Here is a 22,647-nt window from a genome sequence, read left to right as displayed (position 1 = left end):
GTGGATCAATTAACGAAAGCAGCGTGGCTCATTCCGCTCTTCCCGTTTGCTGCCTTCCTTCTGCTCACGGCCCTGGGCAGGAGCTACCGGCTGGCTGGCGTGCTGATCGGTTCGATTGGCTCGCTTGCATCGCTGGTCATGTCCCTGCTTGTATTTATCGAGAGATTAGGGCCAAATGCGGTGGATTACAGCGGCGACAGCTACAAATGGATTGGTCTTGGCGAATACACGCTAAAGATTGGTTTTGAAATCACGAATCTGAATGCCCTTATGCTTGTGATCGTGACGGTGGTCAGCTTTCTCGTAAACGTGTATTCGGCCGGCTACATGAAAAAGGATGAACGCATCACGGTCTTTTACGGCTATGTCGCGCTCTTTACATTTGCTATGCTAGGGCTGGTGCTGTCCGACAATATGCTTGTCTTCTATATATTCTGGGAGCTGGTTGGCGTATGCTCCTTCTTGCTTGTTGGCTTCTGGTATGCAAAACCTGCGGCACGCGCTGCGGCGAAAAAAGCGTTTATCGTGACCAGAATCGGCGACGCGGGGCTGCTGCTTGGCATAATCGTGCTGTTCTGGTATATGCCCGGCCATGCGCTAGATTTCAACAGCATACATAATGTGTTTACCGAAGGGCAGTCCGGTGCGATTACGATGACCATTACAACCTCGATTGCCCTGCTATTGTTCATGGGAGTAATCGGCAAGTCCGGCCAATTCCCGCTGCATGTATGGCTCCCGGATGCGATGGAGGGTCCAACGCCAATCAGTGCCTTGATCCACGCGGCGACGATGGTAGCGGCCGGCGTATTCCTTCTCGCGAGAACGTTTGATATCTTTGAAGCTTCCGCAGCCGCGATGCATACGGTGGCTTACTTTGGCGGATTTACGGCGATCTTCGCCGCAACCGTAGCGCTCGCGCAAAATGATATTAAACGGATTCTGGCCTACTCAACCATTAGCCAGCTTGGTTACATGGTCATGGCGATGGGGCTTGGCTCGATGACGGGCGGTATTTTCCACCTGTTCACGCATGCTTTCTTCAAGGCGCTTTTGTTCCTGGCGGCCGGCAGCGTGATTCATGCGGTACATACCCAGAACATTCACGAGATGGGCGGCCTTGGCTCCAAAATGCGCATCACGGCATGGACCTTTGCAATCGGAGCGTTGTCTTTATCCGGTATTCCGCCGTTCTCGGGATTCTGGTCCAAGGATGCGATTCTGGCTTCCGCGCTTGACGAGAATCCGTTCCTGTTTGCCGTTGGACTTGCGGCAGCCTTCTGTACGGCACTGTATATGTCTCGGTTGTTTTTTATCGTCTTTACGGGCAAATCCCGACTTCAGCAGCCGGGCCAGGTGAAGGAATCCTCGAAGGTGATGACGATTCCGCTGCTCGTGCTTGCCGTTATATCGGTTGGAGCGGGTTTTGTCGAGACGCCTTGGAACGGTTGGCTGAGCAGCTGGCTGACGGACGGCGCAGAGAGGGCACATGCAAGCGGCGGCGCGATTGTAGCTTCCATCGCGGTTGGAGTGCTTGGCATCTATGTAGGCTGGCTTATGTACGGCAAAGGCAGCATCGAGCGCGGAGCTGCAGCAGCAAAAATGCCGTGGCTCGTTCATCTGCTGCAGCGGCAATATTACGTAAACGAATTTTATGACGCCGTTATTGTCAAAGCGGTGCGTGCGCTGGGAAAAGGCCTGAATGCTTTTGACGAATACGTAATTGGCGGCGCGGTGAGGTTAGTCGGTTTTACGGCCGTAGCGGGCGGCCGGGTATTGACCAGGCTGAGCAACGGGCAGACGCAGACGTACGGCTTGACCGCCGTTATCGGTCTTATCGTTATTATCGCGGCAATCGTTGGAAGGAGGTTTTGGTAAATGACGGACCTGACCGATCTTCCGATTCTATCGATTATTCTCGCAACCCCGCTTGTCGGGCTTCTGGTCGTTCTTCTGCTGCCGAAGCACCGTAACCGTTGGCTGCAGGCGGCAGCAATCGTCGCTATGTTGATTCCGCTTGTCCTGTCCCTATGGCTGTATGCCGATTACGACAAACATCTGGGCGGCAACGCTTATGAGGAAACGGCTACCTGGGTAGATGTTCCGCTAAACAAGGAGACGCAAGCCTCGAATGGGGTAACGAGCTATTCGCTGTCGTTCCGGTATGATGTGGGTATCGACGGGTTGTCCTTGCCGCTTGTTATTCTTACAACGCTGATTACGGCGATGGCGGCTTTTGCTTCCGTTCATGTGAAAAAGCGATGGAAGGCGTTTTACGCCTGGTTCTTGCTCCTGGAGACGGGCGTGCTTGGCGTATTTATGGCGCGGGATTTATTCTTGTTCTTTATTTTCTTCGAAATTACGCTTATTGCGATGTACTTCCTGATCGGGATCTGGGGCTACTTCAACCGGGAGCGGGCTGCTAATCATTTCGTTGTCTATAACGGCCTTGGATCGGCTATCATGCTTATTGCCTTTATTCTTCTTGTAAATACGGCCGGCTTCCATATCGATCAGGATACGTCATCCTTTATTTATAGCGGCAGTTATGCGGATATTCTCCGCAATCTGTCCGATCCTTCGGCATGGGTGAACCTTGCTCCGAATCAGGCGGGCGGACTGAACCCGTTCCATATGTCGGCTACGATGCATACGGTTATTTTCCTCCTGTTGGTGGCGGCGTTCGGAATTAAGCTTCCGATTCTGCCGTTCCACACCTGGATGCTGAAGGTTCACAATGAGGCGCATCCGGCCATTGTCATGATTCACTCCGGCGTGCTGCTCAAAATGGGGGCATACGGCCTGATTCGGTTCGGCATTGTATTATTCCCCGAGCAGGCGAAGGATTGGGCGCTTGTACTGGCATCTCTTGGCTTGGCCAATCTCTTGTACGGGGCGCTTATTGCTTTCCGGCAGACCGAACTCAAGCTGGTGCTCGCTTATTCCTCGATCAGCCATATGGGGATCGTTCTGCTGGGGCTTGCGGCTTTTAACGAGATTGGCTTGCAAGGGGCCGTGTTCCAGCTTGTCTCGCATGGTCTGATCTCGGCGCTCCTCTTCCTCATTGTCGGGAGTTTATACGAGAGGACAAAGACGACAACTTTATCCGAGCTTGGCGGGCTGGCGAGATCGATGCCTTTTATCTCGGGCATTCTGCTTGCCGGGGGTCTTGCATCCTTAGGGCTGCCGGGTCTATCTGGCTTTGTGGGCGAGTTCCTGTCGCTGCTTGGCTTGTTCGACAGCCAGCCTTGGATTGCCGGCTTCTCGGTTATCGGCGTCATTCTGACCGCCGTATACATTTTGAGGGCTGTTTTGAAAACAACCTTTGGCCCTATCGAAGAACGGTATCTCGCGGTTAAAGACGCAAGGCTGATTGAGGCACTGCCGATGATTGTTCTGCTGGCGTTTATCCTGCTTCTGGGCTGTTACCCGTCCGTGCTGACGGATACGTTCCAATATAGCGTGGAAGGCCTGTTCAAACCGTTATTTTCGTTAAGGATGGGGGGATAAGCGATGACCGAATTTATACCGCTGACATGGCAGGATACGCTGTATCTCGCCCCGGAGCTTATCCTTGCCGCCATGTTCCTTATCCTAATCGTAACGGACTTGATTCTTCCGGGGCGGACGAACCGCGCGGTCATTGGCTGGCTGTCTTTGGCAGGCCTCTTGCTGTCGCTTGCAGCCGTCATCTGGCGGATGATGGATATGAATCCGTCCGGCGTATCGGCGGCGGAGGCGGCGGAAGCCGGTAAGGCCATCTCGCTCCTTGGCGCCAGCTATCGGGTGGATGATTACGGCAATCTTTTAAAAATAATCTTCCTGATCGGAACGTCATTGGTTGTCCTGCTGGGGCTTGGCTCGACGCAAAGGGACGATGCGGTAACGGACAAAGCCGAATTCTATTATTTGCTGCTTCCCGCGGCGGCCGGAGCTATGATTATGGCCTCCTCCGGAAACCTCGTTACCTTGTATATCGGGCTTGAACTGCTTAGTATCACGACTTATGTGCTGGTCGGCTTGCGGAAACGCTCGTCGCTATCGGCCGAGGCAGCGTTCAAGTACGTGGTTACGGGCGGAATCGCATCAGCCTTTGTCCTGTTTGGGATGTCCTATCTGTACGGCGTGACCGGCTCGGTAAGCCTGGCGGATTTCCCGACGGCGCTGCCGCAGGCGTTTACGGATTATAAAGCTTTGGTCTATGTAGGGTTCTTCTTCCTGATCGCGGGCTTCGGAATCAAAATCGCGGCCGCTCCGTTCCATGTCTGGGCAGCGGATGTGTATCAGGGAGCGCCAACGCCCGTTTCCGCTTTCCTGGCGGTTATTGCGAAGGGAGCGGCGCTGGCGGCGGTATTCCGCTTCTTGTACAGCAGCGCGTTTTTCCTCTCGGGCGGTGCTGGAAAGCAAGCGGGTGACGATGTCTTTTTCGCTCTGCTGGTCATAGCCGCTGCCGCCATGATAGCCGGTACGGTCTCGGCTCTGCGGCAAAAACAGGTGAAACGGCTGCTCGCCTTATCCGGCGTAGCGAATGCCGGGTATTTGCTCGTTCCTATTGCAATATCGGTGACGATCATCCATAGCAATAACTTCTCGGAGTTTGTGTTTTACCTGGTTGCGTACCTGCTCATGAACGTAGGCGCATTTGCCGTTGTAACGGTAATCGCGAGGGCAGCGGGGCATGAAGAGCTGAAAGGCTTCTCCGGGCTCTATTACCGGGCGCCGTGGACAGCGGCGGCTATGCTGGTCTTTATTTTGTCGCTTTCGGGATTGCCGGTTACGGCCGGATTTTTCGGCAAGCTGTTTATCCTGCTCGGAGCGGCCAGCGTAAAGGCTTACTGGCTGGTCGCCATTATGGCGGTCAGCACCGTCATTTCCTACTACTTCTACTTCGGCATTATCCGGCAGATGTTCATGCGTTCGAACGGAGAGGAAGAGGATGTGATTCATGTGCCGGCCGTAACGGGTATCGTTATCTGGATCTGCGCGGCGGCAACGGTAGCCCTTGGCGTATTGCCGGGTCCTCTGATGAAATGGATCGACACGGTGTTTACGATTCAGGCGGATTTGTTTGTGAGATAGATTTTGTTGGAGTCCAGCGGCTGGAGAGTCGCTGGGCTTTTTTATGTATAGACGACATGGTTGTGGAGAGACGAGAGACCCCGATGGAGAGTGGTGATTTAGGTAAGTATGCCATGCTCTTTATGATTGTAATAGAAACTATTGAACAAAATTAAAACTAGTCTCATCCATATTGTCTATCAGCCAATGCTGGCCATCAGAGCTTTTTAATGTAAATAATACATCGAAGGACTGACTCTTCCAGAACTCTCTTACGTATACCTTTTTGTAGTGAACGTTAGACGCATCCCTTTTTTTCGGCTCTTGTGTTTCTGGCACCGAACTAACCACCCCATAAAAATCTTTGACTTCCTTGCCCCTGTAATTTTCATTATTCATTCTTTTTGTTAATATCTCCGATGAAATATCCCCTATTCCATTAAAATATTTAAACTTGAATTCAATAGTAAGGTTGGATAAAAATTCTCGTGTATCTTTATCACTAATATCGCCGTCTAATAAATAATTATAATAGTTGTTTACAGACTGAATAACGGTTTCGTCGCCTGCATGTGCGGGATGATCGGGATCGAATTTGTATTTTTCATCGGGAAACGTATAGTTCGATGTTTCAATCTTTTTCACTTTGTCTTTAGGCATTATTTTCATTTTTTTCGCAGTCAGATCGTAGCCGATTATATAATCATTATTAATATCAAAACGCAATAAACTTACTTGTTGTCCATCGTCATCTGTAACGAGCATCGACTGGATGTTGCCTTTCTTATGGACATATTTGTTAACGATTTCGTTTTGAGCTAATAACCCGCTTAGATAAACAGATAGAATTAGCATGATAACTAACAGTAGGTAAACATATAGAGTGCAAAATAACTTTATTGTTTTGTTGCCCGACTTGATAAGCTTTATGGATAAGAAGCCCGTTGTTAAATATATGAACATATAGACGAAGTTGAATTTAAAGAAAGAAAAGGACGAATTGAAATCTATTGTATAGAATTGTAAGCAACCTGTAACGAACATGCTTGCTGTCGTTATTGCCAGTAATACCGGTCCGTCAAATTTCTTGCCTTTTAAGATATATTTACTTATTCCATACGATACTAATTGGGCGATAATTAAAGGGAAGATTAATACGCATGTAAACTTAATTCCATTGGCGATATACAAGGTATAGGAGACTGGCGTCACATACACAATGCTTTCGAATATAACTTTTTCAGATAGATACGGTGAGAATGCACCTTGAACATAAAAAAAGCCAATTAAATAGATTGTGAATGGTGCGTACCACATTTCTTTCATCAGGTTGAAAAACTTCGATATAGATTCCAATCTGCAACTCTCCTGTCTTTTCCAATTTTTCTAATTCACTTATCGGAATAAATGGTTAGTGATATTAGGCGGATTTTCCTGGCGATGCTTTACAATGGGAAGTTTACAGGTAATTATCTTTTGCTAGAGACAGGAGATTGGGGCTTGGAAATCGAATGGTAGTAGGAGATAAATAGAGACTATTAACGGCTAATAGAGAAACGTGTGGCAAGAGCATACGTATAATTTGAGACGGAGACAAATATACCGATAAAGGCAGAAACAGATGAGAAGAGATGCTCTCGGCAGCGTATTGAAAAGAACCCTCCCCGCGCTTCTCCTCGCGGGGATTCTCGCCTGCGGGGCGGCTATGCCCGCCACCCCTGCAGGCCTAGCCCCGGCCGGGGCCGCTGCGGCGAGCAAAGCCGCCGCCGGCGCCCCCGCCGGGGCAAAAGAGGAGCCGCAAGGCTGGCTCCTCAAATGGCGCGAACCCGCGCAGGCGCATGAGCTGCGCGGGACGCGTGTGCTCCGCCGCCAGAGCAGCGAGGCGGCGGAGGTCTGGCTCGTCCAGCCCGCGGACAGCGGGGCGGACGCCAGTGCCTGGGCCGCCCGGCTGCAACGCGAGCCGGGCGTGGAATACGTGCACCCGAATGAGCGGGTGCACATCCTCGCCGCGGAACAAGCCGCGGCGGACGATCCTGAAATCGGCAAGCAGACCTATCTGAAGCAGATCGGAGCGCCGGAAGCCTGGAAGACCGTGCGGACGCAAACCGATCTGACGATTGCGATTGTGGATACGGGGATCGATCTTGATCACCCGGATTTGAAGCGGAATCTGGTTCCCGGCACCAACTTTGTACAGCCGAACAAACCGCCGGATGACGATAACGGCCACGGAACCGCGGTTGCTGGCGTTATTGGGGCCGCGGGCAATAACGGTTTAGGAGTAAGCGGCATTCTCTGGGAAGCTAAGCTGATGCCAATTAAAGCGCTTGACTCGCAGGGAGACGGCACCGAACGCGATCTGGGGGAAGCGATCCTGTATGCGGTCCGCAACGGTGCCCGCATTGTTGTCATGTCGGTTGGTCTCAACCGTTACTCGCCTTATATGCTGGACATCGTCAATTACGCCGAAAGCAAAGGGGTGCTCCTTGTTGCGGCCGCAGGCAACGATGGGCTGACCCACGGGGATAAAGCGGAGGTCAAATACCCTGCCGCTTATCCGACTGTGCTTGGCGTCAGCGGAGTGAAGCCTGACAATACGCCGGATCCGCGCTCGAATCCCGGGCCGGAAATCGATCTTGCGGCATCCTGGAATGTATATACGACAGCATTGGGAGGACGCTACAAGAGAGAGGAAGGGACGTCGATGGCGGCACCGCAGGTTGCAGCTGCGGCTGCGTTGGTCTGGGCCTGTTATCCTTCGCTTCAGCCTTATCAGGTCCGGGAGCTTCTGCGCCAGTCCGCCAAGGATATCGGTGCGCCCGGTCTGGACGACAAATCCGGCTATGGTCTGCTGCAGGTGGATAAAGCCGTTACAATGACAGCGAAGTCCGACCGCTTCGAGCCCAACGGCACTCGCGCAGGCGCCAAACCGCTTCCGGCAGGCAAACAGGTTACGGCGCTGCTCTCCAGCGGCAGCGATCTGGACTGGTATACGTTTGATGCTCCCTATGACGGCATCATAACGCTGAATTTTGAAGGGCTGGCCCCAGACGGCAGCGCAACGCCGGCCGTCCGTTTATCGCATTACGTCGGCGATACGCTCAAGGCCTCGGCAGAGACCAAGCTGGGGAGCCGCGAGGTTGATTTTGCGGTGAAAAAAGGAAAGCAGGCCTTCCTGATTCAATATATGAATACCGGCTTGGACCTGAAGCTGCCTTATCTGCTCACGGCAAACTTCAGCATGGCCCCGGATGGCTATGAGCCAAACGACAAACCGTACGAGGCGTTTACGCTTCAGCCGCGCAGCCAGAGCATCATGGGCTCCTTCCATCAGCTTGCCGACAGGGACTGGTATTCGGTAACCTTTACGCAAGGCGGTACGCTTAGTCTCCGGGTAACGACCAACACGGTGCGGATTGATCCCGAGCTTGCGGTTCAGCAGGCGGGGCAGGCGCTTATGTCCTACGATGAGGAGCGGGAAGGCGAAGCCGAGCAGTCTCCTGTCCTGACCGTATCGCCGGGCAAATACTATATCCGGGTTCATAATGCGATCTCTTCCGAAGCAAGTCCTACCGTCGGCACCTATACGCTAAAGATGGATTACGTTCCGAAATACGCGGATCCCAACGAACCCAATGACAAGTATTACGAAGCGCTCATGACAACCTCCGGCACGGAATATGTCGGGGTGATCGGAAGCGCAAGCGATGTGGATTGGTTCCAGATTCGCCTTGACTCAACAAGCGTTGTAGACCTGAATTTGTTTAACGTTCCTGCAGGCAAAATGATGAAGCTGGAAGCATACGATAAGAAGCAGAAGCTGGTCTTCACTCAGTTGACCGGACGAAGCGGATCGCTTCAAGCCGCGAATAAGGTTTTGCAGCCAGGCGTGTACTACATAAAACTTACGGCTAACGGCGCTTTTGACAAACAGTATTACCGTTTTAAAGTGAAGTTCGATCCGCTGGTGGCAGGATTCCGCGATATCGCCAGCCATTGGTCAAGGGAAGCCGTCGTCCAGATGAGCGAGCTTGGCATTGTGAGCGGAACCGGTCCTTATCTCTTTGAACCCAATCGCCCGATTACCCGCGCGGAAGCTGTGGCGATGACGATCAAAGCGTATAAGCCGATTATTTACGGCATGCCGTCCGATATCCGGTTCAAGGATCTGGATTACGACCACTGGGCTTACGGGGCGATTGCCAAAGCAGTTCAGAAGGGGTGGATCAAAGGGTTCCCGGATGGAACCTTCCGTCCGGATCAGCCGGTAACAAGAGCCGAGATGGCGATGATTATCGGTTATGCCGATCAAGTAAAGCCCATAGCTCCCCTTGGCGATCCTTTCAGGGATGTCGGGCGCAATCATTGGGCTGCTCCGATGCTGAACGCACTGAAGCTGAAGGGGGTTATCAGCGGCACGGAGGACGATGTATACGAGCCAGGCAAAAAAGCAAGCCGGGCAGAGTTTACAACGATTTTATACCGGGTATATAGACAATAACCATCGATCAGACATATTGATGTAGAAGAAGGGAAATTAAAACCAGATGGGTATCGATCAAATGGTGAACGATGCGCAAAATGCAACCGGGACCATCGCGTTATTTTCAATTGTCGTTAATTTATTCAGCATTGTGTTCGTCTGGTATATCCTGCAGGAGCTCAAGCTGGACGTGTTTTTCAAATTTCCGCGCAGTCCGAAGGCAAGGATGTTCCAGGTTGTTATTGCCGTTGTTATCGGCCACGGCTTCGCCGGTTTTATACTCGATTATTGGAACTGGACGAAGCTCTTGCGGTATTTTGTCGAATAACAACGCTGAAAAAAGACAACAATGGATACTACAGGACGGTATGAAAATGACACGAGACTACGAACAACTGTATATAAAGCCCCGGATTCGAATTGAAATGCTGTCAGTACGGCAACCGCAGGCAGTACTTTCGACTCGGCACTAGCGCTTTTTTTAGTGCTTTTTGACGATCTTTCTGGTAATAATTTACCGCTTGTCGATTTGTGTAAATGAATGATAAGATGAAGGTTGGATAAAGCATGGATTTGTCATTTTCTTATACTAAAAATGGAACTAATGTTTGGAGAAATTCAGTTCGCGGAGGGAACTATAAGATGACCAAAATTATCGTCCGCGGAGGCCAGCGTCTATCGGGAACGGTCCGTGTCAGCGGTGCAAAAAATGCAGTACTTCCCATTTTGGCGGCCTCGTTATTAGCGGCGGAAGGAGACAGCGTCATCTGTGACGTTCCCCTCCTCGACGATGTAATGACCATTCAGAAAGTATTGGCTTCGTTAGGCGCAAAAATTACTTACAACAATGAGACGATGCAGATTTCTGCGGGGACGATTTCCACCTTTGAGGCTCCATACGAGTTTGTCCGCAAGATGCGTGCATCCTTCCTCGTAATGGGTCCGCTTCTGGCCCGAATCGGCAAGGTCCGGATTTCGCTTCCGGGCGGCTGCGCGATTGGTACAAGACCAATTGACCAGCACCTGAAGGGCTTTGAGGCAATGGGAGCGGAGATTACGCTTGGACACGGCTTCATTGAAGCAAGTACAAAGACGCGTCTTAAAGGTGCGAAGATCTATCTGGATGTAGCCAGCGTCGGGGCAACGGAAAATATTATGATGGCCGCCGCTTTGGCGGAAGGCACAACAACAATCGAGAATGCGGCGAAAGAGCCGGAGATTGTTGACCTTGCTAACTACTTAAATGCCATGGGCGCAAAGGTTCGCGGTGCCGGTACGGGCGAGATCCGCATCGAAGGCGTTGACTGTATGCATGGCGTAACGCATAACGTTATTCCCGACCGCGTGGAAGCAGGCACGTATATGATTGCTGCTGCCATCACTGGTGGAGACGTATTCGTGGAAAATGCGATTGGCGATCATTTGACGCCTGTCATCTCGAAGCTTCAGGAGATGGGCGTTGATGTCTTGGAATCGGATAACGGCATTCGTGTCCGTGCTCCTAAAGTACTTAAATCGGTGGATGTGAAAACATTGCCGCATCCGGGCTTCCCTACGGATATGCAATCCCAGATGATGGCTTTGCTGCTCGTGTCGGAAGGAACCTCGGTCGTAACGGAGACGGTATTCGAGAACCGCTTCATGCACGTGGAAGAGTTCAAAAAGATGAATGCGCAGATTAAGGTCGAGGGCCGTTCGGCATTCGTAACCGGCAGTGTGCCTCTTGTTGGCGCCAAAGTATGCGCAACCGATCTTCGCGCCGGCGCTGCACTGATCTGTGCGGGACTTCGTGCGGACGGAGAGACGGAAGTGTCCGGCATTTACCACGTAGACCGCGGTTATGTCGACATTACGGGTAAACTTGCCGCTCTAGGCGCGGATATCAGACGGATTGAACCGGAAGCTCCGGTTGCCGCGGTAGCCGCAGCTCCAGCTGTTGAGCTTGAGCCCGTCAGTACCTACAAACGCGAGACTGCTATGTTAAAAGTACAGCCTACTTGGGCGTAACGGATAAGTATATGAAGAAAGCTGGTTCCTGACAAAGGAAGCAGCTTTTTTTGTGCAATTTTACACCCCCGCCTAAGGAAGGCGAAGCCGTATCACCTAGCGTGTTCGCTTCCGCCGGCCTTTGACGCCCTGCTCTCCTGCTCATAGGCTTGTTCATGCTCTGTTCATTTTCCCGTGATATATTCGTCGGTAGATATGACCGATGGAGGGTGGAGTACAGTCAATGAAGAAGTGGACATTATGGCTTGGTATCATCATTATTCTTGCTGCCGCCGGCGGGGGCGCGTATTACTACTATTACATGCGCGACGACAAGGCAACAACCGAGACGCCTCTTGCCATTCAGGCCAGAGCGATTAAAGGCGACATTAAGACCTCGATAAGCGGAACGGGCTCGGTAGAGGCCAACTCGAGAGAGACGGTAACCGCAGGCAAGAGCGGCACGATAGCGACGCTCTCCTTCAAGGAAGGGGATAAGGTGAAGAAAGGGCAGGTGTTAGCCACTTTCGAGGATAGCAGTAATTATGATGATCAGATCGAGACGATTAACAAAAATATCACCAAAACAAAAAGTCAAATCGCCGATAAGCAAGAGGAGTATAAACAGGCGATCGGCACGGAGAATGAAGAGCAAACGACGAAGTCAATCAAGGATGAGATTGACGATCTGCAATCAACCATAGATGATTATAACGATCAGCTTCAAAAAATCTACGAGGATCAAGCGAAAGAAGTAAAGCAGGTTATCGCCCCGATTGACGGCGAGGTCACCACAAGCGATATAAGCGTTGGCGATGAGGTTCAAGCGAACACGACCATTGCGGAGATTGTAGACTATGCGCATCTTGAGTTTGTTACGAACATTGACGAGCTCGATATTCCTCAAGTGAAGCTGAAGCAAACGGCTCAAATAACGCTTAGCGCGATTACGGATCATACGATCGAGGCGACCGTGTCCGAGATAGCGAAGGAAGGCACCTCTTCGAACGGTTCGGCTTCCTACAGCGTGAGCTTGCTGCTGAATGATATCGATGGCGTTATGGTCGGCATGTCCGGCCAGGCGGATATTGTAACGGAACAAAGCAAAGATGCCGTGCTTGTGCCGGTTAACGCGGTTGTGGAATTCGGCGGAAAATCCTACGTACGCGTTCCTGGCACCGGAAGCGGAACGGGGGCTTCACCAGGCGGAGCGGCAAGCGGCCAACAAGGCCAGCGCAACCAAGGTACGCAAGGCGCGACAGGCAATGAGGCGGCGGCAGGCGGCTGGCAAGGCAGAGGCGGAGCTGGCGGCAACGGGGGAGGCAGCTTCAGATTCCAAGGCGCCGGCGGAGGAACAACGACGGCGGGAGGCGGCCAAGGCACAGGACGCAACATTGCGGCTGCAGACGGCGGCAATCAGAGCGGAACGGGAACGGCACCGGGAGGCAACGCTCCCGGAAGAACTGGCCAAGGTGCCGCACAGGGCGGCACTGCCCAAGGCAGTACCGGCGCTTCCGGTGGCAGAAGCGGAAATGCTCAAGGCGGCAGAAACGGCATGGCTAACCAAATGAGAGAGAGCATTACGCTTGGCGGTCAACTGAAGGAAGTAACGGTCGGGATCAGCAACGAAACTTACGTGGAGATCAAATCCGGTTTAGCGGAAGGCGATACCGTTCTGATTCCGGTAGCAACAGGTGCGCAAGGCATGGGCTCTTCCTCCACTCAGCAGCAACAGCAGCAGTTCGGCGGTTTCGGAGGCGGCTTTGGTGGAGGCGGCTTCGGAGGCGGCGGATTTGGAGGCAGCTTTGGCGGCGGAGGCGGAAACGTAAGAACCTCGACACGGGCAGCAACTGGCTTCGGCGGTGGTTCGCGATGACCGGGCAATCCGCACTGATTGAAATGAACGATATCGTCAAGTATTACAAGATGGCCGGAGAGAAAATGACGGTCTTGCACAATATATCGCTGACGGTCAACCACGGTGATTTTTTGGCCATCGTTGGCCCGTCCGGCTCGGGCAAGTCCACGCTGATGAATATCATCGGCTGTCTGGACGTGCCGAATGAAGGCAGCTATAAGCTCGATGGCATGGAAGTGCGCGGACAAAGCGACAACAAGCTGACCGAGATGCGCAATAAGAAGATCGGGTTTATCTTTCAAGGATATCATCTGCTGCCCAGGCTGACGGCGCTTGAGAATTGCGAGCTTCCGTTAATCTACAGGGGGCTGTCCGCGAAGGAAAGACGCAGCCGGGCGATGGAAGCGCTGGAACGCGTTGGACTTGGCGAGAGAATGGGCCACCGTCAGAACGAGCTGTCCGGCGGCCAACAGCAGCGCGTAGCGATTGCGCGGGCACTCGCTACCAATCCGCCGCTCTTGCTGGCGGATGAACCGACCGGCGCGCTTGATTCCAAGACGGGTATGGAGGTGCTGGGCATGATGGAGGAGCTCCATCGTGCCGGACAGACCATTGTATTGATTACGCATGACATGGAGGTCGCTCAGCGTGCGAGCCGTACGGTAATCATCCGGGATGGGGTGCTGACGGAGCAGAAAAGGAGGGACAGCCATGAAGATTACGCAGGGCCTCATAATGGCGGTCAAAAGCGTCTTATCGAACAAGCTTAGAACCATCCTTTCGATGCTTGGCATTCTGATCGGGGTTGCGACCGTTATTGCGCTTGTTGCGATGGGCAAGGCGTCATCCAACGAAGTGGCAAGCCAGGTATCGACGCTTGGCAGCCCGGATTCTCTCTCGGTTACGATTACAGGACGGGGTACGGTTACCTCTTTGTCTGTCGATGAGGCGCTGAAGCTTGGCGATTTGAATAACGTCAGCGGGGTTGCTCCCATTACAAGCACAACCGGCTATGCCAAATACGGCCGGACTCAGGTTTCCGTAAGCGTAGAGGGCATAACGCCGGAATATGAGGAAGTGAAAGACTTCAGCGTGCAGGACGGGAGGTACATTGCAGCTCCCGACATCAATAACAAGACCAAGGTAGCTCTTATCGGGACGCAGACCGCTAAAGACTTGTTCGAGGATGAGAGAGTGGATCCGGCTGATGCTGTCGGACGAAAGATTACGATTAACGGTTATATCTTCACCATTGTAGGCTTGCTGGAATCCAAAGGCGACTCGCTGACAGGCTCCAATGACGAGAAGATACTCATTCCGATTTCGACGGCCCAGAAGATCTTTCAGGTTAACGGCGTGACTACGATTAATATGAAGGTAACGGATACCAAGCAGATGAGCTCGGTTGTCAGCGAGGTGGAGGCTACCCTGTACCAGAAGTTCCGCGGCAACGAGAACGCCTACCGGGTTCTTAACCAGGAAGAAGCGATGAAGACGCTCAATTCCGTTAACGAAACGATGAACCGGCAGCTGATTTACGTGGCCGCAATCTCGCTTGTCGTTGGCGGAATCGGGATTATGAATATTATGCTTGTCTCCGTAACGGAGCGTACCCGAGAGATTGGCATACGGAAATCGCTAGGGGCGAAGAAGAGGGACATCTTATTCCAGTTTCTCGTAGAAGCCGTCGTCATAAGCGGTCTCGGCGGACTCCTGGGTATCCTGATCGGCAATATCGCCTCTTATATCATAGGCCAGGTGATGAAAACGCCAACCGAAGTACCGATGAATACGATGCTTTTGTCCTTTGGCTTCTCGGCTTTTGTTGGTGTGGTCTTTGGTTATCTGCCTGCGAATAAGGCAGCAAGTCTGCGTCCGGTAGATGCGCTGCGCTATGATTAAAACAATAGAATATACGTCGTGCTTGAACGAGAACCGCCGGTTCTATCCTATCAATCAGGCTCATAGAATAAATCCATCAAGGCCGGCTTTAAGAGAGTCCACTCTCTTAAAGCGGCTTATAGGTGGAGAGGAGAACTATGAGATACGTAATAGGCAGACCGAAACGGGCGATCGGGCGTCCCGTCAGCAGGTGGCTACCCGCTGTATGCTGGACGGCCTTCGGAATTGGAATTGTGATGAGTATCGCTGTACTGCTGGCGACTTCCGCATACCGGAACGCCGAATCGGGCAGCAGCGGATCTGATCGGTTCCAGGAAGAGAGCAGCGGCGTAACGTCTAGCAATAAGGCGTCTGCCGGAGGGTTCGGGCAGGCGCCTTTGCCGTCTTCAAACGGAAAGCCCGGGGCGGCGACAGAAGGCAAGCAAACGTATATTACGGTCTATTTAACGAAAGAACAGCGTACGGAGCGCATCGCGCTTGAGACCTATGTCAGAGGCGTCGTCGCAGGGGAAATGCCTGCCGATTTCGAGCTCGAAGCGTTAAAGGCCCAGGCTATCGCCGCGCGCACTTATATAGTGAGAAGGCTTGAGCTTGATGATCATAGCGGAATGCCGGCAACGGGCGCGGGCTCCCGGGCCGATGTCACGGATACGATCGATCATCAAATCTACGTTTCGCTCGATAAGTTGAAGGAGCTTTGGCCAAAGGACGAGCAGGAATCGAGAATGGCGAAGCTGAATGAAGCGGTAAGCGAAACCCGCGGTGAAGTCATCACCTATGAAGGCGAACCGATTCAGGCGGTATTCTTCTCCACGAGCAACGGGTATACGGAAAACTCGGAGCAATATTTTCAAGAGGAGCTCCCCTATCTGCGAAGCGTGGCAAGTCCTTGGGACAAACAGATTTCGCCCCGCTATCAGGACACGGTTAAGCTGCAACTCTCTGATTTTTATGCAAGACTAGGGCTCGCGGGCAAGAAGAAGCCGGTTATACGAATATTGGACAAAACAGAGGGCAACCGGATCGCCGATATTCGGATAGACGGCAAGACGTATACCGGACGGGAAGTGCGGGAGAAGCTTGGACTGGCCTCCTCAGAGTTCACTTGGAAGCTGGACGGGGACGAGATTGATATAACGACCTTCGGCTATGGGCATGGCGTGGGCATGAGCCAATGGGGAGCCAACGGCATGGCGGAGGAAGGGAAAAGCGCCGAGCAGATCGTAACCTACTATTATACCGGAACAAAAGTCGAGCAAGCTTCGAAGCTTGCAGCGAAATTCCGTTAAAAGTTTCATTTCTCAAAAAATAGTAACCCCTCACGTATAAAGCTAGATGTTCTGGCAACAATGGCTAGTGAGGTGATATCAAATGAATGAAAATCAAAACAAACCTAAGCAAGAATCTCCTAAAAACGTACTAGGAGAAGTATCTGCCGCTAAGTCTAGCAATGGCTTTAAAAAACTGCTGTCTAAGAAATGGGTAACCCCGGCAGCGTTTATGGCAGCCGCGGCAATCATCGTAGCCTTAATGTGGATCTACCAGGGTTCGGACAACACCAAAGAAACTTCAGCTACGACTTCCGAAAACACGGAGACCGTTGCAGGCGGCGATGCCGCGAAGCCGAATGACCAAGCGCTCCAAGCGGAAAGAAAAGGCGAGAAAATGGAATGGCCGGTAGCGAACAAAGACAATCTGGATGAAGTGCTCCCTTACTACGACGTAAACGCAACAAGCGACGAGAAAGCGAAAGCCGTTATCCAAATCGGCGATAACACGCTTGCTCCTCACACCGGCGTAGACTTTGCGGATCCAAGCGATCAGCCGTTTGACGTACTCGCTGCTCTCTCCGGTAAAGTAACCCGCGTAGAGAAGCATCCTACAAACGGTAACGTTGTAGAGATCAGCCACGGCAACGGTCTCGTAACGGTATACCAAAGCCTTAGCGACATCCAAGTAGCCGTAGGCGATGACGTGAAGCAAGGAACGAAAATCGCGGTAGCGGGCCGTAACGATCTCGAGAAGGATCTCGGCGTTCACCTTCACTTCAGCGTACAGGAAAACGGCAAGTCGGTTAACCCGTCTACCATCGTTGGCCAATCGCTCGCTCAAGAAAAAAAATAGGACGAAAGTCTCACAGGCAGGGGTGGAAACCCCTGCCTGTTTCGTTTTTTTATGAAAATTTTAGGCCAAACACGCCACTAAGGCTTGACCATAAAGAATATATACCCGTACCCCTCATATACTGTACCAAACTATCTCGAGTAGGGAGGCGGGAACGTGCATGATTACATCAAAGAACGAACCATTAAAATAGGTCGTTGCATCGTGGAAACCAAACATACGGTGCGTACGATCGCTAAAGAGTTCGGCGTTTCCAAAAGTACGGTTCATAAAGATTTGACTGAGCGCTTGCCGGAAATTAACCCCGACCTGGCGGACCAGGTGAAGCACATTCTCGAGTACCACAAGTCGATCCGTCATCTGAGGGGAGGGGAAGCTACAAAGATCAAATACAAGAAGACCAGCACGAAAAAAAGGGAAGTTATCGCAGCCGGCAAAAACTAAACATTTTTCGAGTTTTTGTGCACATAGGTAGAGGAATTTTGTGGTTTTTGGCGAATAATGTACATCAGTATGTCCTATGTCGTGGGAACTATTTGTGGACGGGATGATTACATTATTCGTTGGAGGACTATAGCCTTATGCTTAGCAAGGATATCGGTATTGACCTGGGTACGGCAAACGTATCCATTCACGTGAAAGGAAAGGGCGTTGTTCTCGACGAGCCTTCGGTAGTCGCGATTGAAAGCGATTCGAAACGGGTGCTCGCCGTTGGCGAAGAAGCGCACCGCATGGTTGGGCGTACGCCCGGCAACATCGTTGCCATCCGTCCGCTTCGCGACGGCGTTATTGCCGATTTCGAAATTACGGAAATTATGCTTAAGGCTTTTATTGACCGCGTTGAAGGCCGCAAATGGTTCAGCCGTCCGCGTATTCTGATCTGTGCCCCTACCAATATTACGTCGGTAGAGCAGAAAGCGATTCGCGAAGCGGCTGAACGCAGCGGCGCGAAGGAAGTATTCCTGGAGGAAGAGCCAAAGGCTGCCGCTATCGGGGCTGGGATGGACATATTCCAGCCTAGCGGCAACATGGTCGTGGACATTGGCGGCGGTACGACCGACGTGGCGGTTCTGTCGATGGGCGATGTTGTGACCTCGTCCTCGATCAAAGTCGCGGGGGACAAGTTCGACTCTGCGATAATGAAATACATTAAAGACAAGTACCGTCTGTTGATCGGTGAGCGGACAAGCGAAGATATCAAGATCAAGATCGGTACGGTATACGAGGATGGACGTCATGACGAGATCGACATTCGCGGACGCGACATGGTATCCGGTCTGCCGCTGACGATTACGATTCGTTCCGCGGAAGTGCGCGAAGCCCTGTGGGACCCGGTGATGTCTATTGTTGCTGCGGCAAAAATGGTGCTGGAGCGTACACCGCCCGAATTGTCGGCCGATATTATCGACCGCGGCGTCATTCTGACCGGCGGCGGCGCGCTGCTGGACGGACTGGATGCTCTGCTGGCGGACGAGCTTAAGGTTCCTGTTCTTATCGCGGAGGACCCGATGCATTGCGTCGTGAAGGGGACAGGCATCCTTCTTGATAATTTGGACAAGCTCGGCAAAAAAAGCCGGGCCTAAATTTGTGCAGGTAGGGCGCTGTGGGGAGCGCGCCGAAGCATAAATGAGTCGAAGGTCGCAGAGAGGTTCTATAACGGCGCTTGCGTACGGAGCCGATATTATATAAGAAGAGATACGATTTTTTAGAGCACGGCTTCGTAAGCGGACCGGCCGGGGAGGCGCCACATGTTAAGAGGTCTTTATACGGCTGCGGCGGGAATGACCGCGCAGCAGCGCAGACACGATACGATAACGAATAATATTACCAATATTAATACGCCGGGTTATAAGCAGACTTATGCGGTAACCCGTTCTTTTCCGGAGATGCTGCTGTCGCTGACGGGAGTTGACCAGAAGGACGAGAAACAGATCGGCAAGGTCAGTACCGGCGTGTTCGCCGAAGAAAGCCTTGCGATACATCTGCAGGGCGACCTGATGCAGACGGGCAAATCATCGGACTTTGCGCTCGTCTCCAATATCGATGTGCCGGGAATGTCTTTTGATGCGTCCGGCAAATACGTATCGCCAGACGGCAAAGTGACGTTCCAGCCTCAAGCCTTTTTTACGCTGCAGGACAAGAACGGCGAGATCCGCTATACGCGCGGAGGCTCCTTTACCTTGACTTCGGACGGCTTTCTGGTAGCCGGTGACGGATCAAACGTGCTGGGAACGGACGGGAATCCGATTCAATTTCCATCCGGCGTCAGTCTCGACGGCCTGACCTTGACGGCGGACCAGCGTTTCGTTGACGCAAAGACGGGAGCGGATTCGGGAAAACAGCTTCTGCTTACGCGAATCGATAATCCCAATGAGCTGGCCCGCGAAGGGGACGGCAAATTCCGGCTGGCCGGCGGTGCCCGGGATGTCCGTCCCGTTGCCGCTGGCGAACGCGTTGAAGTGCGCCAGGGTTACGTAGAGCGCTCCAATGTAGATGCCGCGCAATCCTCGGTGGATTTGATGGCCGCGCTGCGCGCTTATGAAGCGAATCAGAAGGTTATCCAATTCTACGATGAAAGCTTGGATAAAGCGGTCAATCAAGTAGGCCGGGTATAGCTTAAGCTTACGAAGCAAGAATTACCACAAGCAGTCTTCAAATTTAAGCACTCTGTGTGGTAATTCTTTTTGGGAGGCACATATATAAATGAACAGCTCGATGATAAATGCCAGCGTATCGATGAATGCCCTGCAGCAGAAATTGGACATGCTGGCGGATAATATTGCGAATGTGAATACGGTAGGCTATAAACGCAAGGAAGCAACCTTCGAGGATTTGCTGAATAATACAAGGAAGCAGCCGGATGCGTTCAATCAGCCCGGAAGACTGACTTCCCTGAACTTCAATCAAGGCTGGGGCTCGAGGCTTGCGATGATCCAGCCGAATTTGCAGCAGGGGACGATCAAAACGACGGACAAGGATACCGACCTTGCGATTGAAGGAGACGCTTTGTTCGAGGTTGCCGTTAACGCAAACGGGGACCGCGCTTATACCCGCAATGGCGCGCTGCAGTTGACGGTTGCGGCAAACGGTGATACGATTTTGGCAACGCCGGAAGGATATCCGGTTATCGCGAATACGCCGGCAGGCGAGGGACCGCTTGTTGTGCCAAGCGGTTATAAGCTTCGGGTTAATCCGGACGGTACGGCGGAAGGCGTAGCTACAGACGGAAGCACGATTAGGCTTGGCTCCATCAAGCTTGTTCAAGCGACCCGGCCCTCAGCCTTAACGCTGGTTGCCGACAATTTGTACGAAATAGCCGACGGCATTAACGTGGCAGACGTGCTGCAGAACGTAACGCCAAACGGCGAGAATGGCATAGCGCTTCGTCAAGGCGCCCTTGAGCAGTCGAATGTTAATTTGGGTGACGAGATGACGGAGCTGATTAATGTGCAGCGTGCTTACCAGATGGCCGCAAGAGCTTTAACGTCCAGCGACACCATGATGGGGTTAGCCAACAGCCTGCGCAAATAGATAGGGTGAGAGTATGACGGATGAACGGGCGGTTCTGACGCGGAGCGCGCCAAAAAATCAGGAGAAGCCGCCAGTCGAGGAAAGAAGCGAAGCGGTGGGCGGCGACCATTCCGAGAAAAAGCAGCGTTCCACAGGTGCGCGAATCACATTTTGGATTTTGCGCAAAAGCATTGTGCCGGTCATCATGGTTATTATGCTCATCACCGGTCTGTATGTCGGCTATGCGGTTCTTGGCAAGCAGCCGGGCAGCGATGTATTCCATTGGGAGACCTGGCAGCATATGTATGATTTGGTCTTCTCCGATACGTAGAACATGAATATTTATTAATGAAGGGCTGTTTCCGGAAGTCATTATGTTATGGTGACTGGGGAGCAGCTTTTTTTGGTTTCCCGCGGACAGCAGTGCTGTTTTCATTTTCATAAGGTAGTTGTATAATGATTGGGAACCTTGTATAGAAGAAACGGATAAAGGTAGAGGGGCGTGCGCGTTTGAATCTGCCGAATTTTTTGACCTCGCTGCGTTTTGCAATGATCCCCGTCTATGTCGCGATATTCGCGCAGGGACACATGATTTACGCCTTTCTGGTTGTCGTGGCAGCAGGCCTCACGGATATACTCGACGGGTATATTGCCCGGCGCACAGGGCAGGTAACGACAGTCGGCCAAATGCTCGATCCGCTCGCAGACAAGCTGATGTTCATTTCCGTCATTTTATCGCTACTCCTTGCCGGCCACATTTCGTGGGCAGCGGCTGCAGCGATCTTTTTGCGCGATTTGGGAATGATAGCCGGAGGCATGGTGTTTCACTTTAAAGGAAAAAAGACCGTGCCGGCGAATTGGATGGGCAAACTGACAACGGTGCTGTTTTATATCGGCATCATGTTCGTATTTCTGGAAGCGCCTTTTGCAGCCATTTACTTGTGGGCAGTTATTGCCTTCTCGTTCTTGACGGCAATTGTGTACATCATTTTGTTCCAGGCGCTGAACAAGCCGGACTCCGGACAGAACAAGACCATTGGGCCGGAGCAATAGGCAGAAGGCACACAAAGAGGCTTGGCCCGTGGATTATCGATATCCGCCAGCCAAGCCCCCTTATCTTAACCTTCACAACCTGCAGTTTGCTGAAGGGTACTAATAGTTTCTGTAATGTAAAAGTATTTTATACCTGTTAACCCGTGAAAGGAGCGAAATTCATGCTCGATATTAATCAAATTCAAGAAATTATTCCGCACCGTCCGCCGTTTCTGCTCGTAGACCGCATTACGGAGGTGGAACCGGGCGTCCGCGCCGTAGGCATCAAGAACGTAACAATGAATGAACCGCATTTTGTAGGGCACTTCCCCGGATATCCGGTTATGCCGGGCGTATTGATCGTTGAAGCGCTCGCGCAAGTAGGATCCGTTGCGATGCTGATGGTTGAAGCGAACCGCGGCAAGCTTGGTTTCTTCGCCGGCATCGACGGCTTCCGTTTCCGCGGCCAGGTAAAACCGGGCGACACGCTTACGCTGGAAGTGGAAATTACTCGTCTTAAAGGGCCAATCGGCAAAGGGAAAGCGACAGCAAAAGTTGACGGCCAAGTGGTTGCGGAAGGCGAGCTTATGTTTGCTTTGTCGGAACGATAAAACTTACCTCTAAACGCGGTCGCTCATCTTCGAATGGCTTCGATAGAGGTTTTAAAGAATCATCATCTTTCTTAAAAAAAGGA

19 protein-coding genes are annotated in these 22,647 nt (G+C 52.2%); 18 read left to right on the top strand and 1 reads right to left on the bottom strand.

Features of this window, described 5'->3' with window-relative positions:
• The 3 genes from nuoL to WFK81_RS15975 are packed head-to-tail and all read left to right on the top strand — an operon-like array spanning position 1 to position 5,079.
• The gene (gene nuoL, locus WFK81_RS15985) at positions 1–1,878 is read left to right on the top strand and encodes an NADH-quinone oxidoreductase subunit L (RefSeq protein ID WP_336787410.1); all 1,878 of its coding nucleotides are present in this window, start codon (positions 1–3) and stop codon (positions 1,876–1,878) included.
• Positions 1,879–3,510: a complex I subunit 4 family protein gene (locus WFK81_RS15980; protein WP_336787409.1), complete on the top strand. Its 1,632-nt coding sequence runs from the start codon at positions 1,879–1,881 to the stop codon at positions 3,508–3,510. It abuts the gene before it with no gap.
• A 3-nt stretch (positions 3,511–3,513) separates the two neighbouring features.
• Positions 3,514–5,079, top strand: a complete 1,566-nt coding sequence (locus WFK81_RS15975; RefSeq protein ID WP_336787408.1) for an NADH-quinone oxidoreductase subunit N — start codon at positions 3,514–3,516, stop codon at positions 5,077–5,079.
• Between the two features lie 138 nt (positions 5,080–5,217).
• Here WFK81_RS15975 and WFK81_RS15970 read toward each other — a convergent pair whose 3' ends face one another.
• Positions 5,218–6,414 (bottom strand): hypothetical protein, encoded by a 1,197-nt coding sequence (locus tag WFK81_RS15970; RefSeq protein WP_336787407.1) that lies wholly within the window; start codon positions 6,412–6,414, stop codon positions 5,218–5,220.
• Between the two features lie 265 nt (positions 6,415–6,679).
• Here WFK81_RS15970 and WFK81_RS15965 point away from each other — a divergent pair, with 265 nt between their 5' ends.
• From WFK81_RS15965 to fabZ, 15 genes are all read left to right on the top strand, one after another.
• Entirely contained in the window at positions 6,680–9,559 is a 2,880-nt protein-coding gene (locus WFK81_RS15965) for a S8 family serine peptidase (RefSeq protein WP_336787406.1), read from the top strand.
• A 46-nt stretch (positions 9,560–9,605) separates the two neighbouring features.
• Positions 9,606–9,869: a DUF1146 domain-containing protein gene (locus tag WFK81_RS15960; protein WP_336787405.1), complete on the top strand. Its 264-nt coding sequence runs from the start codon at positions 9,606–9,608 to the stop codon at positions 9,867–9,869.
• A gap of 314 nt (positions 9,870–10,183) precedes the next feature.
• The gene (gene murA, locus WFK81_RS15955) at positions 10,184–11,548 is read left to right on the top strand and encodes a UDP-N-acetylglucosamine 1-carboxyvinyltransferase (protein ID WP_336787404.1); all 1,365 of its coding nucleotides are present in this window, start codon (positions 10,184–10,186) and stop codon (positions 11,546–11,548) included.
• A 223-nt stretch (positions 11,549–11,771) separates the two neighbouring features.
• On the top strand, positions 11,772–13,403 hold the full coding sequence (locus WFK81_RS15950; RefSeq protein ID WP_336787403.1) for an efflux RND transporter periplasmic adaptor subunit: 1,632 nt from the start codon (positions 11,772–11,774) through the stop codon (positions 13,401–13,403).
• Positions 13,400–14,155 (top strand): ABC transporter ATP-binding protein, encoded by a 756-nt coding sequence (locus WFK81_RS15945; protein ID WP_336787402.1) that lies wholly within the window; start codon positions 13,400–13,402, stop codon positions 14,153–14,155. Before WFK81_RS15950 ends, WFK81_RS15945 begins: the two co-directional genes overlap by 4 nt.
• Positions 14,097–15,287 carry an ABC transporter permease gene (locus WFK81_RS15940; protein WP_336787401.1) on the top strand — a complete coding sequence of 397 codons (1,191 nt, stop codon included), beginning with the start codon at positions 14,097–14,099 and terminating at the stop codon, positions 15,285–15,287. Before WFK81_RS15945 ends, WFK81_RS15940 begins: the two co-directional genes overlap by 59 nt.
• Positions 15,288–15,424: 137 nt before the next feature.
• On the top strand, positions 15,425–16,576 hold the full coding sequence (gene spoIID, locus WFK81_RS15935) for a stage II sporulation protein D (protein WP_336787400.1): 1,152 nt from the start codon (positions 15,425–15,427) through the stop codon (positions 16,574–16,576).
• Between the two features lie 82 nt (positions 16,577–16,658).
• Positions 16,659–17,411 carry a M23 family metallopeptidase gene (locus WFK81_RS15930; protein WP_336787399.1) on the top strand — a complete coding sequence of 251 codons (753 nt, stop codon included), beginning with the start codon at positions 16,659–16,661 and terminating at the stop codon, positions 17,409–17,411.
• Positions 17,412–17,567: 156 nt separating this feature from the next.
• Positions 17,568–17,855: a sporulation transcriptional regulator SpoIIID gene (spoIIID, locus tag WFK81_RS15925; RefSeq protein WP_336787398.1), complete on the top strand. Its 288-nt coding sequence runs from the start codon at positions 17,568–17,570 to the stop codon at positions 17,853–17,855.
• A gap of 137 nt (positions 17,856–17,992) precedes the next feature.
• A complete protein-coding gene (gene mreB, locus WFK81_RS15920) occupies positions 17,993–18,994 on the top strand; it encodes a rod shape-determining protein MreB (RefSeq protein WP_336787397.1) in 1,002 nt (333 codons plus the stop codon).
• 165 nt (positions 18,995–19,159) lie between these two features.
• On the top strand, positions 19,160–20,026 hold the full coding sequence (locus WFK81_RS15915) for a flagellar hook-basal body protein (RefSeq protein ID WP_336787396.1): 867 nt from the start codon (positions 19,160–19,162) through the stop codon (positions 20,024–20,026).
• 88 nt (positions 20,027–20,114) lie between these two features.
• Positions 20,115–20,942 carry a flagellar hook-basal body protein gene (locus tag WFK81_RS15910; protein ID WP_336787395.1) on the top strand — a complete coding sequence of 276 codons (828 nt, stop codon included), beginning with the start codon at positions 20,115–20,117 and terminating at the stop codon, positions 20,940–20,942.
• A 13-nt stretch (positions 20,943–20,955) separates the two neighbouring features.
• The gene (locus WFK81_RS15905) at positions 20,956–21,252 is read left to right on the top strand and encodes a DNA-directed RNA polymerase subunit beta (protein WP_336787394.1); all 297 of its coding nucleotides are present in this window, start codon (positions 20,956–20,958) and stop codon (positions 21,250–21,252) included.
• Between the two features lie 179 nt (positions 21,253–21,431).
• Positions 21,432–21,974, top strand: a complete 543-nt coding sequence (locus tag WFK81_RS15900; RefSeq protein ID WP_336787393.1) for a CDP-alcohol phosphatidyltransferase family protein — start codon at positions 21,432–21,434, stop codon at positions 21,972–21,974.
• A gap of 161 nt (positions 21,975–22,135) precedes the next feature.
• Positions 22,136–22,564, top strand: a complete 429-nt coding sequence (gene fabZ, locus WFK81_RS15895; protein ID WP_336787392.1) for a 3-hydroxyacyl-ACP dehydratase FabZ — start codon at positions 22,136–22,138, stop codon at positions 22,562–22,564.
• Positions 22,565–22,647: the final 83 nt, after the last annotated feature.

This window comes from Paenibacillus sp. MMO-177, from assembly GCF_037147795.1.
Lineage (GTDB): Bacteria > Bacillota > Bacilli > Paenibacillales > Paenibacillaceae > Pristimantibacillus.
This window is presented reverse-complemented; position numbering and strand designations above follow the sequence as displayed.